Source organism: Arthrobacter sp. KN11-1C, assembly GCF_052180225.1.
Classification (GTDB): domain Bacteria; phylum Actinomycetota; class Actinomycetes; order Actinomycetales; family Micrococcaceae; genus Arthrobacter.
Genome location: NZ_CP197467.1, coordinates 1017054 through 1033750 on the forward strand (window position 1 = coordinate 1017054; position 16697 = coordinate 1033750).

A 16697-nucleotide genomic window follows, 5' to 3' on the forward strand; every position below is an offset into this window, starting at 1 on the left:
TGCAGGGTGCAAGCGGGGGAGATCTGAAAACGCCTGAAGGTCTGTGGAAGGATCCCTCTTGGTCGCCTCGAGCACCTCTAATAACGAAACCGCTAATACGGCAAGCACCGATGGTGCAACTCGCCGGCTCTCATTCGCAAAGATTCACGAACCGCTGGACGTTCCGAATCTGCTTGCCCTGCAGACAGACAGCTTTGACTGGCTGGTCGGAAACGAACGCTGGCAGTCGCGGGTTGCGAAGGCCGTCGAGGAAGGCGACCTGAGCGTCGCCACCACCTCTGGACTTGCCGACATCTTCGAAGAGATCTCCCCCATCGAGGACTTCCAGGGCACTATGTCCCTGAGCTTCTCCGAGCCGGAGTTCGCTGATCCGAAGTACACCATGGCCGAATGCAAGGACCGTGACGCCACTTACTCGGCACCGCTGTATGTCAAGGCCGAGTTCATGAACAACAACACGGGTGAAATCAAGCAGCAGACCGTGTTCATGGGCGATTTCCCTCTCATGACCGAGAAGGGAACGTTCGTTGTCAACGGCACCGAGCGTGTCGTCGTCTCCCAGCTGGTCCGTTCGCCGGGCGCCTACTTTGAGCGCACCGCCGACAAGACCAGTGACAAGGACATCTTCACTGCAAAGATCATCCCGTCCCGCGGTGCATGGTTCGAGCTCGAAATCGACAAGCGCGACCAGGTCGGCGTACGCCTCGACCGCAAGCGCAAGCAGTCGGTCACCGTTCTGCTGAAGGCCCTTGGCTGGACCGAAGGCCAGATCCTCGAAGAGTTCGGCCAGTACGACTCCATGCGCGCAACGCTGGAGAAGGACGCCACCGAAACCCGCGAAGACGCCCTGCTGGACATCTACCGCAAGCTGCGTCCGGGCGAGCCGCCCACCGTCGAGGCTGCCCAGTCCCTGCTGGACAACCTGTACTTCAATGCCAAGCGCTACGACTTGGCCAAGGTTGGCCGTTACAAGATCAACCGCAAGCTCGGCATCGACCGCTCCCTTGGCGACAAGGAAGCTTCGGTCCTGCACGTTGAAGACATCGTGGCCATGATCAAGTTCCTCGTCGCGCTTCACGCCGGCGAGAAGACCCTCATGGGCAAGCGCGATGGCGAAGACCACGAGCTCCGCGTCGAGATCGATGACATCGACCACTTCGGCAACCGTCGCATCCGCGCCGTCGGCGAACTGATCGAAAACCAGGTCCGCACCGGCCTGTCCCGCATGGAGCGCGTCGTCCGCGAACGCATGACCACGCAGGACGTCGAAGCGATCACGCCGCAGACCCTGATCAACATCCGCCCTGTCGTGGCAGCCATCAAGGAGTTCTTCGGAACTTCCCAGCTGTCGCAGTTCATGGACCAGAACAACCCGTTGTCGGGTCTGACCCACAAGCGCCGCCTGTCGGCTCTTGGCCCGGGTGGGCTGTCCCGTGACCGCGCAGGCATGGAAGTCCGAGACGTTCACCCGTCCCACTACGGACGTATGTGCCCCATTGAAACTCCTGAAGGCCCGAACATCGGCCTGATCGGTTCGTTGGCTTCCTACGGCCGCATCAACCCGTTCGGTTTCATCGAGACTCCGTACCGCCTGGTGTCCGAGGGCGTCGTTTCCGATGAGGTCCAGTACCTCACCGCCGACGACGAAGCCGAGGTCCTGATCGCACAGGCCAACGCTCCGCTGGATGCAGACAAGAAGTTCGCGGAAGAGACCGTGCTTGTCCGTGCCCGTGGTGGTGGAGGCGAGCCCGTCCTGGTTCCGGCCGGCGAAGTCCAGTTCATGGACGTTTCCCCGCGCCAGATGGTGTCCGTGGCTACCGCCCTGATTCCGTTCCTCGAGCATGACGATGCAAACCGCGCACTCATGGGTGCCAACATGCAGCGCCAGGCTGTGCCGCTGGTCCGTTCCGAGGCCCCGTTCGTGGGTACCGGCATGGAGCGCGCCGCCGCCGTCGACGCCGGTGACGTTGTCATCGCGAAGAAGGCCGGTGTCGTCAACGAAGTTTCCGCTGACCTCGTCACCATGCTTAACGACGACGGTACGGAAACCAGCTACCGCATCAACAAGTTCGCGCGTTCAAACCAGGGCAACTGCTACAACCACCGTGTCCTGGTCAACGAAGGCCAGCGCCTCGAAGTCGGCGGCATCATCGCTGACGGCCCGGCAACGGACCAGGGTGAACTCGCCCTCGGCAAGAACCTTCTCGTGGCATTCATGTCCTGGGAAGGCCACAACTTCGAGGACGCCATCATCCTCTCGCAGCGCATCGTTGCTGAGGATGTTCTTTCCTCCATCCACATCGAGGAGCACGAGATCGATGCCCGCGACACCAAGCTTGGTGCCGAGGAAATCACCCGTGACATCCCCAACGTGTCCGAGGAAGTCCTCGCAGGACTTGACGAGCGCGGCATCATCCACATCGGTGCCGAGGTTGAAGCCGGCGACATCCTGGTCGGAAAGGTCACCCCGAAGGGCGAAACCGAACTGACTCCGGAAGAGCGCCTCCTCCGTGCGATCTTCGGCGAGAAGTCCCGCGAAGTGCGCGACACCTCCCTGAAGGTTCCCCACGGCGAGTCCGGCACGGTCATCGGCGTGCGCGTCTTCGACCGCGACAACGACGACGAGCTGCCCCCGGGCGTCAACCAGCTGGTGCGCGTCTACGTTGCTGCCAAGCGCAAGATCACCGACGGCGACAAGCTCGCCGGCCGCCACGGTAACAAGGGCGTCATCTCCAAGATCCTCCCGATCGAAGACATGCCGTTCCTTGCCGACGGTACGCCGGTGGACATCGTCCTGAACCCGCTGGGTGTTCCTGGTCGTATGAACGTCGGCCAGGTGCTCGAAACGCACCTCGGCTGGGTTGCGAAGACCGGTTGGAAGATCGAAGGCGAGCCGGAGTGGGTCAAGAACCTCCCGAACCTGCCTCGTGAAACCGGCCAGACGACCGTTGCCACCCCGGTGTTCGACGGTGCACGCGAAGAGGAAATCACAGGTCTGCTGGATTCCACCAACGTGACCCGCGACGGCGACCGCCTGATCGACTCCTCCGGCAAGACCCGTCTGTTCGACGGCCGCTCCGGCGAGCCGTTCCCGGACCCGATCTCCGTGGGCTACATGTACATCCTGAAGCTCCACCACCTGGTGGACGACAAGATCCACGCGCGCTCCACCGGCCCGTACTCCATGATCACGCAGCAGCCGCTGGGTGGTAAGGCACAGTTCGGTGGCCAGCGCTTCGGTGAAATGGAAGTGTGGGCGCTCGAAGCATACGGCGCTGCCTACACCCTCCAGGAACTGCTGACGATCAAGTCGGACGATATCCACGGCCGCGTGAAGGTCTACGAAGCCATCGTCAAGGGCGAGAACATCCCCGAGCCTGGCGTTCCGGAATCCTTCAAGGTCTTGATCAAGGAAATGCAGTCGCTGTGCCTGAACGTGGAAGTCCTTTCCACGGATGGTACGACGATCGAAATGCGTGACTCTGATGACGCAGTCTTTACGGCTGCGGAAGAACTGGGCATCGATCTGTCTCGCGCAGAGCCCAGCTCCGTAGAAGAGGTCTAAACAGCAGCTCTGGCTGGCGGTGCAGACCGCCAGCCAAGGCAGCTGCCTCTTTCCGTAAACCCAAGACTTCAGAATTTAGAGAACAAGAGAGAACAGGGACCATATGTCCAGCGAATCCTCCTTCGGCCTCATGCAGATCGGCCTCGCCACCGCGGAAGACATCCGCGGCTGGTCTTACGGTGAGGTCAAGAAGCCGGAAACCATCAACTACCGCACGCTCAAGCCCGAGAAGGACGGCCTCTTCTGCGAGAAGATCTTCGGCCCCTCCCGGGACTGGGAATGCTACTGCGGCAAGTACAAACGCGTGCGCTTCAAGGGCATCATCTGCGAGCGTTGTGGCGTTGAAGTCACTCGCGCCAAGGTGCGCCGCGAGCGCATGGGCCACATCGAGCTGGCCGCTCCCGTCACGCACATCTGGTACTTCAAGGGTGTTCCTTCCCGCTTGGGCTACCTCCTTGACCTGGCACCGAAGGACCTCGAAAAGGTCATCTACTTCGCTGCCTACATGATCACGAGCGTCGACACCGAGAGCCGTCACGCGGAACTGCCGAACCTCCAGGTGGAGCATGACCTCGAGAAGAAGCAGCTCGTCGACAACCGCGACAGCGACATCGCCACGATCGCCCGCGACCTTGAGGACGAGCTTGCCCGCCTCGAAGGTGAAGGCGCCAAGGCTGCGGACAAGAAGAAGGCCCGCGACTCCGCGGACCGCCAGATGGCCAACGTCCGCAAGCGCGCGGATGCTGAGATCGAGCGCCTCGAGCAGGTCTGGGACCGCTTCAAGAACCTCAAGGTCGCCGACCTCGAAGGTGACGAAGGCCTGTACCGCGAACTGCGCGACCGCTACGGCATGTACTTCGAAGGCTCCATGGGTGCCGAAGCCATCAAGAAGCGTCTTGAGAACTTCGACATGCAGGCAGAGTCGGAGTCCCTGCGCGACACCATCCAGAACGGCAAGGGCCAGCGCAAGACCCGTGCCCTCAAGCGCCTGAAGGTCGTCAACGCATTCCTGACCACCAACAACAGCCCGCTTGGCATGGTTCTTGACGCCGTCCCGGTGATCCCGCCGGAACTGCGCCCGATGGTCCAGCTGGACGGTGGCCGCTTCGCGACCTCCGACCTCAACGACCTCTACCGCCGTGTGATCAACCGCAACAACCGACTCAAGCGACTGCTTGACCTCGGTGCTCCGGAGATCATCGTCAACAACGAGAAGCGCATGCTTCAGGAAGCTGTTGACAGCCTCTTCGACAACGGCCGTCGCGGCCGTCCCGTCACGGGTCCGGGCAACCGTCCGCTGAAGTCCCTGAGCGACATGCTCAAGGGCAAGCAGGGCCGTTTCCGCCAGAACCTGCTCGGCAAGCGCGTCGACTACTCCGGCCGTTCGGTCATCGTCGTCGGCCCGCAGCTGAAGCTGCACCAGTGTGGTCTGCCCAAGCAGATGGCCCTGGAGCTCTTCAAGCCGTTCGTGATGAAGCGACTGGTTGACCTCAACCACGCGCAGAACATCAAGTCGGCAAAGCGCATGGTCGAGCGTTACCGCCCGCAGGTCTGGGACGTGCTGGAAGAGATCATCACCGAACACCCGGTGCTGCTCAACCGTGCACCTACCCTGCACCGCCTCGGCATCCAGGCATTCGAGCCGCAGCTTGTTGAAGGCAAGGCCATCCAGCTTCACCCGCTGGTTTGTGGCGCCTTCAACGCCGACTTCGACGGCGACCAGATGGCAGTCCACCTGCCGCTGAGCCCAGAAGCCCAGGCTGAAGCCCGCATCCTGATGCTGTCCTCCAACAACATCTTGAAGCCGTCCGATGGCCGTCCGGTGACCCTGCCTTCGCAGGACATGATCATCGGTCTGTACCACCTGACCACCAAGCGCGTTGGTTCCGCAGGCGAAGGCCGTATCTTCTCCTCGGTTTCGGAAGCCATCATGGCCTACGACTCCCGCGAGCTGCACCTGAACTCCCAGGTCAAGATCCGCCTTGAGGGCTTTGTCCCTTACGCCGGCTGGGAAGCTCCGGAAGGTTGGGAGCCGGGTCAGACCGCACTGGTCCAGACCTCCCTCGGCCAGGTTCTCTTCAACGAGACCTTGCCGGAGGACTACCCGTGGGTTGAGGCTGTTGCAGACAAGGGCGAGCTTTCCCGGATCGTCAACGACCTCGCAGAGCGCTACCCGAAGGTTGTCACGGCGGCAACGCTGGACAACCTGAAGGATGCCGGTTTCTACTGGGCAACCCGCTCGGGCGTCACCGTGGCAATCTCCGACATCGAGGTGCCCACCTCCAAGCCGGCCATCCTGGCCGGTTACGAGACCATGGCTGCCAAGATCCAGGCCCAGTACGACAAGGGCCTGATCGACGACGACGAGCGTCGCCAGGAACTGATCGAGATCTGGAACAAGGCCACGAACGAAATCGCCCAGGCGATGCGTGACAGCCTGTCCCCGATGAACACCATCAACCGCATGGTGTCCTCCGGTGCACGTGGTAACTGGATGCAGGTCCGCCAGATCGCGGGTATCCGTGGTCTTGTGGCCAACCCGAAGGGTGAGATCATCCCGCGTCCGATCAAGTCCTCGTACCGCGAGGGCCTGTCGGTGCTGGAATACTTCATCGCCACGCACGGTGCCCGTAAGGGCCTGGCCGATACCGCGCTGCGTACCGCCAACTCGGGTTACCTGACCCGTCGTCTGGTGGACGTTTCGCAGGACGTCATCGTCCGTGAAGAGGACTGTGGCACCGAGCGTGGTCTCATGACCGCAATCGCAGTGCCGGACTCCAACGGTGAGCTGGTCCTTGACGAGAACGTCGAGAATAGCGCCTACGCACGTACCCTCGCCGTCGACGTCGTCGACTCCAAGGGTGCGGTGCTGGCAGCTGCCGGCACCGACTGCGGCGACGTCGTCATTGCCGAGCTGCTCGCAGCCGGCATCACCGAGGTCAAGGTCCGTTCCGTGCTCACCTGTGAGTCCAAGGTCGGCACCTGTGCGCTCTGCTACGGCCGTTCGCTGGCCACCGGCAAGACCGTGGACATCGGAGAGGCCGTCGGCATCATCGCCGCACAGTCCATCGGTGAACCCGGTACCCAGCTGACCATGCGTACGTTCCACACCGGTGGTGCTGTCTCCGCCAGCGGTGGCGACGACATCACCCAGGGTCTGCCCCGTATCCAGGAGCTCTTCGAAGCCCGTACTCCGAAGGGTGTCGCACCGATTGCTGAAGCAGCCGGTCGCATCGCCATCGAAGAGTCCGAGCGCCAGATGCGCCTCGTCATCACCCCGGACGATGGTTCCGAGGAGATCGCCTATCCGGTGCTGCGCCGTTCCCGCCTCCTCATCGAGGATGGCGAGCACGTCAGCGTCGGCCAGAAGCTGATCAACGGTCCTGTGGACCCGAAGCAGGTTCTGCGCATCATGGGTCCGCGTGCCGCCCAGAAGTTCCTGGTGGACGAGGTCCAGGGCGTTTACCGCAGCCAGGGCATCGGCATCCACGACAAGCACGTGGAAGTCATCGTCCGTCAGATGCTGCGCCGCGTGACCGTCATCGAATCCGGCGACTCCGATCTCCTTCCGGGTGAGCTCGCTGAGCGCAGCCGCTTCGAGGACGAGAACCGTCGCGTGGTGTCCGAGGGCCGTACCCCGGCTTCCGGTCGTCCGGAACTCATGGGTATCACCAAGGCATCTCTGGCAACCGAGTCCTGGCTGTCGGCCGCTTCCTTCCAGGAGACCACCCGCGTTCTGACGCAGGCGGCCATGGAAGGCAAGAGCGACCCGCTGCTTGGCCTCAAGGAGAACGTCATCATCGGTAAGCTCATCCCGGCCGGTACGGGCCTGCCCCGTTACACCGAGGTCACCGTGGAGCCGACTGAAGAAGCAAAGGCAAGCCTGTTCACAGGCCCCAGCGCCTTCACCGACTTCTCGTATGACGCCCTGGGCGGCGACGGAGCTCCCGAGTTCCACGCCATCCCGCTGGACGACTACGATCTCGGCAACGACTTCCGCTAAGAAGTCGCGCAAAGGAAGGACCCCGCACTCAGCGAGTGCGGGGTCCTTCCCGTTTGGTGCCCGACGACGGCGGGCGGCACCCGCCGTCGTCGTTCGCCCCTTTACACCCGATTAAGGCGCTAGATCAAGCCATGCTAGAATTTTGGTAATTGTTCTGTGTGGCAGTGGATGAAGGCCGCCGCAGCATCATTTCGGTTTTGTTCTCATGATGCTGGGTGGAGCCTGTTTCCGGGTTGCGGGCTACGTGCGCAACGAATGCCGCACTTTTGCACGCCCACCGGGTCTTCGGACCAGGGCCGCAGGGACAACGCCAAAGCTCTCACGCAAACACAGGCTAGCGCCTGGGCGCGGAGCAGAGATCAACCAACGGAGAACACGAAAGTGCCTACGATTAACCAGCTGGTCCGCAAGGGCCGCACGCCGAAGGTCTCCAAGACCAAGGCTCCCGCGCTTAAGGGCAGCCCGATGCGCCGCGGTGTTTGCACCCGCGTTTACACGACCACCCCGAAGAAGCCGAACTCGGCTCTCCGTAAGGTTGCACGTGTGCGCCTCAACGGTGGTGTTGAAGTTACCGCCTACATCCCCGGTGTTGGCCACAACCTCCAGGAGCACTCCATCGTGCTGGTCCGTGGTGGTCGTGTGAAGGACCTCCCGGGTGTCCGTTACAAGATCGTCCGTGGTGCCCTCGATACCCAGGGTGTCAAGAACCGCAAGCAGGCCCGCAGCCGCTACGGCGCAAAGATGGAGAAGAAGTAATATGCCTCGCAAGGGTCCGGCCCCGAAGCGGCCGCTAGTTTCCGATCCCGTTTACGGTTCCCCGTTGGTCACCCAGCTGATCAACAAGGTTCTGATCGACGGCAAGAAGTCCACCGCAGAGCGCATCGTTTACGGCGCACTCGAAGGTGCACGCGCCAAGTCCGGTGGCGACCCCGTCGCCGCCCTCAAGAAGGCCATGGACAACGTCAAGCCTTCCCTCGAGGTCCGCTCCCGCCGTGTCGGTGGCGCAACCTACCAGGTTCCCGTTGAGGTCAAGCCGGGCCGCTCCACCGCCCTCGCTCTCCGCTGGCTGGTCGGCTACTCCAAGGCCCGCCGCGAAAAGACGATGACCGAGCGCCTCCAGAACGAAATCCTGGATGCGTCCAACGGTCTCGGTGCCGCTGTGAAGCGTCGCGAAGACACCCACAAGATGGCCGAGTCGAACAAGGCCTTCGCACACTACCGCTGGTAAAACTTCCCGTACGCCGCCGGCTCCTTGAGCTGGCGGCGAACGTGTAGTCCATCCGAAAGGGAGACACCGTGGCACAGGACGTGCTTACCGACCTTAGCAAGGTCCGCAACATCGGCATCATGGCCCACATCGATGCCGGCAAGACCACTACCACCGAGCGCATCCTGTTCTACACGGGTGTGAACCACAAGATCGGCGAAACGCACGACGGCGCTTCGACGACTGACTGGATGGAACAGGAAAAGGAACGCGGCATCACCATCACGTCTGCCGCCGTGACCTGCTTCTGGGACAAGAACCAGATCAACATCATCGACACCCCGGGCCACGTGGACTTCACGGTCGAGGTCGAGCGCTCGCTGCGCGTCCTCGACGGTGCCGTTGCCGTCTTCGATGGCAAGGAAGGCGTTGAGCCGCAGTCCGAGACTGTTTGGCGCCAGGCCGACAAGTACAACGTGCCGCGTATCTGCTTCGTCAACAAGATGGACAAGCTCGGTGCTGACTTCTACTTCACCGTAGACACCATCATCAGCCGCCTCGGCGCCAAGCCGCTGGTTCTCCAGCTGCCGATCGGTGCAGAGAACGACTTCATCGGCGTCGTGGATCTCCTTGAGATGCGCGCACTGGTGTGGCCGGGCGATGCCAAGGGTGACGTCACCATGGGTGCCAAGTACGAGGTCCAGGAGATCCCCGCTGATCTCCAGGCCAAGGCTGAGGAATACCGTGCGCAGCTCGTTGAGACTGTTGCCGAGGCTTCCGAAGAACTCATGGAGAAGTACCTCGAAGGTGAAGAACTCACTCTCGAGGAGCTCAAGGCCGGCATCCGCAAGATGACGATCAACTCCGAGCTCTACCCGGTTCTCTGTGGTTCTGCCTTCAAGAACCGCGGCGTACAGCCGATGCTGGATGCTGTTGTCGACTTCCTGCCGAACCCGCTCGACGTCCCGCCCATGGTCGGTCACGACCCGCGCGACGAAGAGAAGGAGCTCACCCGCAAGCCTTCCGCTGAAGAGCCGTTCTCGGCCCTGGCGTTCAAGATTGCGGCGCACCCCTTCTTCGGCCAGCTCACCTTCATCCGCGTGTACTCCGGTCACGTGGAAGCAGGCGCCCAGGTGGTCAACTCCACCAAGGGCAAGAAGGAGCGCATCGGCAAGCTGTTCCAGATGCACGCCAACAAGGAAATGCCTGTTGAAGGCGCTACCGCCGGCCACATCTACGCAGCGATCGGTCTGAAGGACACCACCACGGGCGACACCCTGTGCGACGCCAACAACCAGATCGTCCTCGAGTCCATGAGCTTCCCGGAGCCCGTGATCTCGGTTGCCATCGAGCCGAACACCAAGGGTGACCAGGAGAAGCTCTCCACGGCCATCCAGAAGCTCTCCGCTGAGGACCCGACCTTCCAGGTCTCCCTCAACGAGGACACCGGTCAGACCATCATCGCCGGCATGGGCGAGCTCCACCTGGACATCCTTGTGGACCGCATGCGCCGCGAATTCAAGGTCGAGGCAAACGTCGGCAAGCCGCAGGTTGCTTACCGCGAAACCATCAAGCGCGCTGTAGAGCGTCACGACTACACGCACAAGAAGCAGACCGGTGGTTCGGGTCAGTTCGCAAAGATCCAGATCGCCATCGAGCCGATGGACACCGCCGACGGCGAGCTCTACGCGTTCGAGAACAAGGTCACCGGTGGCCGCGTGCCCCGCGAGTACATCCCGTCCGTTGACGCGGGCATCCAGGATGCACTCAACGACGGCGTTCTGGCCGGCTACCCGGTTGTCGGCATCAAGGCCACGCTGATTGACGGCGCGTACCACGATGTTGACTCCTCGGAAATGGCGTTCAAGATCGCCGGCCGTATGGCTTTCAAGGAAGCCGCACGCAAGGCGAACCCGGTTCTGCTCGAACCGCTGATGGATGTTGAGGTCCGCACCCCTGAGGAATACATGGGTGAAGTTATCGGTGACCTGAACTCCCGCCGTGGCCAGATGCAGTCCATGGAAGATGCCGCTGGCGTCAAGGTGATCCGTGCGCACGTTCCGCTGTCCGGCATGTTCGGCTACATCGGTGACCTGCGTTCGAAGACCCAGGGCCGCGCTGTGTACTCCATGACGTTCAACAGCTACGCCGAGGTCCCGAAGGCAGTTGCCGACGAGATCATCCAGAAGAACCGCGGCGAGTAATCACCGACGGATAAACCAGGATGCTGGCCCGTTCCGGGAACGCATTCAGTGCAGGCGCCGGGCTGTAGCCCAGGCCGCAGTCCGGCTCCTGCGCGAACAGACTCCAGGTACCAGCATTGGTCCCTGAATCTGCAATTTCACCAAATCCAAAGCCCCCAAGTAGACTTGCTGGAGTTTCTGCCGCGAAAAGCGCGGCCGAGAAGCAACTCACTTGAAATCGTTCTAGGAGGAACCTGTGGCAAAGGCAAAGTTCGAGCGGACTAAGCCGCACGTCAACATCGGCACCATTGGTCACGTTGACCACGGTAAGACGACGCTGACTGCCGCCATTTCCAAGGTGCTGTACGACAAGTACCCCACTCTCAACGAGCAGCGCGACTTCGCGTCGATTGACTCTGCTCCGGAAGAGCGCCAGCGTGGTATTACCATCAACATCTCCCACGTTGAGTACCAGACCGAGAAGCGCCACTACGCACACGTAGACGCTCCGGGTCACGCTGACTACATCAAGAACATGATCACCGGTGCTGCCCAGATGGACGGTGCGATCCTCGTGGTTGCCGCCACTGACGGCCCGATGGCTCAGACCCGCGAGCACGTTCTGCTCGCCCGCCAGGTTGGTGTTCCCTACCTGCTGGTCGCGCTGAACAAGTCCGACATGGTTGACGACGAAGAGCTTCTCGACCTCGTTGAAATGGAAGTTCGTGAGCTGCTCAGCGCTCAGGGCTTCGACGGCGACGACGCTCCGGTTGTGCGTGTTTCCGGCCTCAAGGCACTCGAAGGCGACCCGGTTTGGGTCAAGTCCGTCGAGGACCTCATGGAAGCTGTCGACAACTCGGTTCCGGACCCCGTTCGTGACCGCGACAAGCCGTTCCTGATGCCGATCGAAGACGTCTTCACGATCACCGGTCGTGGCACCGTTGTTACGGGTCGCGCCGAGCGCGGTACCCTCGCGATCAACTCTGAAGTTGAAATCGTTGGTATCCGTCCGGTCCAGAAGACCACCGTTACCGGTATCGAGATGTTCCACAAGCAGCTCGACGAAGCATGGGCCGGCGAGAACTGTGGCCTCCTGCTCCGCGGTCTGAAGCGCGACGACGTCGAGCGTGGCCAGGTTGTCGTCAAGCCGGGTTCCATCACCCCGCACACCGACTTCGAGGCTAACGTCTACATCCTTTCCAAGGACGAAGGCGGACGTCACAACCCGTTCTACTCGAACTACCGCCCGCAGTTCTACTTCCGTACCACGGACGTAACCGGCGTTATCACCCTGCCGGAAGGCACGGAAATGGTTATGCCTGGCGACAACACTGAGATGACCGTTGAGCTCATCCAGCCGATCGCTATGGAAGAGGGCCTCGGCTTCGCAATCCGTGAAGGTGGCCGCACCGTTGGTTCGGGACGTGTCACCAAGATCCTCAAGTAGTTTCTACTTGTAGATCGGTGGAGCACCGGGCGCCCGGCGTCCGGTAGCAAAGCAAAGAAGAACCCCGTCACTATCGTGGCGGGGTTCTTCTTTGCTATCGTTTATCTATCGAATGGATTAATGGCGGATTGCGGATCCACAGCCGTGCGGCTTCGTCGCCCCTGGACAGGAGAGCAGGAATGTCTGGCTTCTTTGGCACCATCCTCGTACTGCTTGCCGTCTTCGTCACCGCATTGGTGTCCTACTCCGTAGGGAAATCGAAAGGGCGATCGCTTGCGGAAGGGGCTGCCCAGCGGGTGGTTGGCGATTCCGCCGGGCAGTATCGCGCCGGCTATCTCGCCGGGCACCTGGCGGGGTGGCGCGACGCCGAGGCCCGCCGCGCAGGTGCTCCTGCGGAGGTACGGGACTTCCTCCCGCCGCGTCGGGAGGAAAGACAAACGTTCGCACCCGTCCCCGTTGAGCCCGTGCCACTCCCCAGTCATTGGCAGACTGCGCAGATCCCGCTAGAGGCCCGGATCCCGCCGGGGGCTCAGATCCCGCAGCCTGCACAGATCTCGCCGGAGGCCCTGCGTGCGGAGCAAACGGCGCGGAAACAGAAGCGGGACCGGCAGAACATCAACGTCACGCTGTACGTGGCGAGCCTCCTTCTGGTCGCGGCTTCGGCCCTGTTCATCGGCACCAGCCTTCCGTCCGTCCTCCGTTTTGCCGGCGTCTGGACCATCACGGCTGCCTTCTATGCGGCGGGTTTCATCCTCCGCGCGAGGGCTCCCAGGCTTAGGCCCGCCGCGATCGCCTTCGCGGGAACGGGCCTTGCGTTGATCCCGGTGCCTGGTCTGGCGATGTACAACTTCGCTTTGCATAACGGCCCGGCTGCCTGGCTAGTTACGTCCGTCGTCGGGACCGTGGCCTATGTAGTCGCCGCCGTGCGGCTCGACAACAGGGTCCTCGCCTTCCTGTCCCTGAGCTTCGTTGTCTCCGCCGCGTGGTCCGGCGTGTCCATGCTGGGCGGTGCGCTCGTTTGGTACTTCGCTTGCCTGATCGGATTCGCCGTGCTCCTGACCCTGATCGCCGTGCGCAAACCTCGCTGGCTGCCGCCGGTCTACGTCCGGCCTTTGATGTCCCTCCACCCCTATGTCGTGCCGTTCGTTGCACTCGCAGCCACTTTCGTTCCCCAGCATCTGGGCAAGGGCGGGTACGCGGTCATCATGATGGCGTGTGGCCTGTATTTCGCCGTGATGGCGGCCCATCCCCGGGGTTCGTTCCGGCTTCAACAGTTCTATGCCGCGAGGCTCTCATTCACCGTGGCCTTCCTCGTGTTCCTTTCTGACGCCGGGCTTCGGCTGCCTGAAGTGCTGATGGCCGCCGTCGTTCTCCTTGCACTGCAGTCGCTGTGGTCGGCATTCGACAGCAGCAGGCTCGCCCGTTGGTTCCCGGGGCCGGGCACAGCGCAGGCGATCCGTCGCTGTTGGATTGATGCCGTGGTGTGCTTTGGACTCCAACTGGTGGCCGCATTCATGGCGGCGTTCGCCATCCTGGTGCGGCATTCGGAGATCCCCGTGGGGACCCCGTTGTTTGCGACCCTTCTGTGCAGCCTGGTCCTGGCGTGGAAACTGGGAGGCCAAGCCGAGTGGCTCCCCGTCGCCGCGATGACAGGCGCAGCCCCGTTCGTCGATGAGCTGGGCGGTTGGTCGACGGCGGCGCTGCTGGCTATCGTCGGCGCGTTCTGGCTGCTGCGGGCAAGGAAGCCAGGGGAGCCCAAACGCAGGCCCTTTGTGTTGGCGGGGCGCATTGCGCTCACCCTCTGCGTTCCGGCAGTGACCGCGGGGGTAGCCCCGGAGAATGCCGACCGTCATGCCGCCGTCGTGCTGGCGTTCCTTGTCGCGGTGACGTTCCAGTTGCTGCTGGAAGCTGTGCTGATCCGATCGGGTGTCACGACGTTCGCGCCGGGCGCTTGCCTCGCAGCCTTCGCCGGAACGGGCATGGCAGCGATTGCTTTGCTTCTTTTGCTGGAGCAAACGACTGGTCAGCCCCTGGCCAGCGCGGCCATCGTCGTTCATGTCCTCGGTGTTGCGTTGCTCGGCTGGATGCTGTTCCCGAAAGCTTCGAACCTCCCCCGTGGGCGCAGGAGAGTGGCTGAGTCAATTGCGCCGGCAGCCATTGCCTGGGCGGGGGCGTTGTCCTTCGGCGCAGTGTCCGTGGCGTTGGGAAACACGGTGTTGCTCGTTGGGGTGCTGTACTTCAGCGTCCAGGCGCTCCGCCTTCCGCGTACCCTGCACCGCCGCAGCTATTGGTGGGCCGTCCGTGTGCTTGCCACCTTGCTCGCAGGCACAGGCTTTCTTCAGTTGCTGCGGGACGGCGGCCGACTGGTTCTGGCGGGGGAGGAGCTTCAGCTTGGCACCGTCGTTTTCGTCGCGTTGGCCCTTCAACTGCTCCCGCCGCTTGTGGAAGCGGTCCGCGGCCCTGACCGGGGCCTCGCGACACTGGACGCGGCCGTGGTGCTGCCGTTCATGGCAGGCGCTGCCGCCGTCGTGAGCATTTCCGGGAGCTACTTCGACAGCTCCCCGGCCGGAAGCTGGCAGGCGGTGGCGACCTCAATCATCATGGCGGCCTCGGCGGTGACGGCCGGGTTCATGCTGCGCGGGGAGGGCGCCTCCGCAGTCTTCGCGCCGTCGACGTTGGTGCTCCTGCTGGTGCTTCGCGGTGGGCACATTCACGAGGTCGAGGCGTTGCTTGCCATCTTCGCCGTGTTCAGCGCCGTCATGGTGGCCGCGGCTCCCGGGCGCACGGCTAAGGGCATCTACTTCATCGCCGCCAGGATTCTCACGGCCGCCGCTGCCGCAGTCTTTGCGCATGACGTCTCGGCCTCCGTCACAGTTGTGTCGCTGACTTTCGCAGGTGTCCTCGTGCTGCAGCACATCGTCCGCTGGCTCATGCGGAACCACTTGCGGCAGATTCCCTTCCAACAGGCGGCAGTCTGGGTGACCCTCGGCGCGCAGGCCTTGCTGCCGGCAACGTGCCTTTTGTCTGTGGTTCAGCCGGAAGCCCACGACGGCGGCCGCTGGGTCCTGCTGCTCGAGCTGGCTGTCTTGATTGTTTCCGCTTTCGTCGCGAACCGGATCTTCACCGCCCGCGGTGCGGAATATCTGGCCATTCCGGCGTCGATTGCCGTGGTGGTGTCAGCCGGACCGGAGGTGCTCTTCCCATCCGGGACGTGGCTCGCCGAGCCGCTGCTCGGAGAGTCGGTGGTGCCCTTGGTGCTGCTCGCAATGTCACTCCTGGTGACTGGCGTACGGCTGCTGGTCCGCCCGGGAGGCGGCATGCCCGAACGCTGGTTCTGGCTGGCGGCGGCGCTGGCTTTCGCAGGTGCCGGAGGCGTGCTGTCAGCCGACGTGTCCGACACCGCCATGGGAATGGCGGGATTGGTATTGGCACTAGTGTGCTTCGTGGCCTCCCACGTCGAGGGAATGCCCGGCTTCTACCCGCTTGCCTCCGCCGCGAGCCTGGTCGGTGCGACTGTCTTGGCCGATTCGGTCCTCGGTGGGGCACCAGGCCTGGCCGGGGCTCAATGGGAGGACTTCCTTCCGTGGCTCGTGGGCTGCGCAGGATCGGCGGCTGTGCTCTACGCGGCTCGGTGGGCCGGGATTCCGGGCATACAGTCCCGGCCCGTACGCCGGTGGTCGCTTGCGATCGTGGCCGGAGGGGGATTCGCCCTGTCCGCAGCCGCAGGTCTATCGCATGATGACACGGCCCTCGCCGGAACCGGCCTGCTCGGCGCTGCCCTGGCTGTGGCTTACCTCGAAGCACCCAGGGCCATCAGGTTCGCCGTCGCAGAGCTGGGCGCGGTGTTCGTGCTTGCGGCTGCCCAGCGGGCGCTTCTTTTCGTCCATGGGGCCAGGCCCGAGTTCTTTTGGGTGGTGCAGTGGTTTGCGGTCCTTGGCGCCGTTTTGGCAGGGGTGCGCTATTACGTCGGGAACAAACTGGAGGGGCGCATCAGGTTCGGGCTCGCCTCAGGCTTGCTGTCCCTCGGCGGCCTTCTCTCGGTAGTCCCGGGCAGCGACTTTCCGGGTACGGTGCCACAGCAACTATGGGTCCTCATCGGGCATGCGGTGATACTTCTTGCCGGGCTGCTCCTCGCCGAGCGGATGTTCGTGTGGTGGGGTGCCGCCGGCGTCGCGCTGAGTGTGATGTGGGCCCTTCGTTCGTACGCCTTCGCGATGCTCGCGGTGATCGCCTTGGCATTGATTGCCCTCGCCGTCTGGCGTCTCAACAGGACCGCACCCTGATAGCGTTGC

Annotated in this window: 7 protein-coding genes; all 7 read left to right on the forward strand. The window is 62.9% G+C overall.

Translation table 11 applies throughout. The features are described 5' to 3' along the window. The first annotated feature begins 58 nt into the window (after positions 1-58). Positions 59-3565: a DNA-directed RNA polymerase subunit beta gene (gene rpoB, locus ACSBOX_RS04800; protein WP_059387358.1), complete on the forward strand. Its 3507-nt coding sequence runs from the start codon at positions 59-61 to the stop codon at positions 3563-3565. Positions 3566-3668: 103 nt separating this feature from the next. Then, a complete protein-coding gene (locus tag ACSBOX_RS04805; RefSeq protein ID WP_442545045.1) occupies positions 3669-7568 on the forward strand; it encodes a DNA-directed RNA polymerase subunit beta' in 3900 nt (1299 codons plus the stop codon). A 381-nt stretch (positions 7569-7949) separates the two neighbouring features. Continuing rightward, complete coding sequence (rpsL, locus tag ACSBOX_RS04810) at positions 7950-8324, forward strand: 30S ribosomal protein S12 (RefSeq protein ID WP_009358312.1); 375 nt, start codon at positions 7950-7952, stop codon at positions 8322-8324. A gap of 1 nt (position 8325) precedes the next feature. Further along, positions 8326-8796, forward strand: a complete 471-nt coding sequence (gene rpsG / locus ACSBOX_RS04815) for a 30S ribosomal protein S7 (protein ID WP_059387355.1) — start codon at positions 8326-8328, stop codon at positions 8794-8796. Between the two features lie 68 nt (positions 8797-8864). Beyond that, positions 8865-10979, forward strand: a complete 2115-nt coding sequence (gene fusA, locus ACSBOX_RS04820) for an elongation factor G (RefSeq protein WP_442545046.1) — start codon at positions 8865-8867, stop codon at positions 10977-10979. Positions 10980-11214: 235 nt separating this feature from the next. Further along, entirely contained in the window at positions 11215-12405 is a 1191-nt protein-coding gene (gene tuf, locus ACSBOX_RS04825) for an elongation factor Tu (RefSeq protein ID WP_028265109.1), read from the forward strand. A gap of 179 nt (positions 12406-12584) precedes the next feature. Next, positions 12585-16688: a hypothetical protein gene (locus ACSBOX_RS04830; RefSeq protein WP_442545047.1), complete on the forward strand. Its 4104-nt coding sequence runs from the start codon at positions 12585-12587 to the stop codon at positions 16686-16688. The last annotated feature ends 9 nt before the right edge of the window (positions 16689-16697 follow it).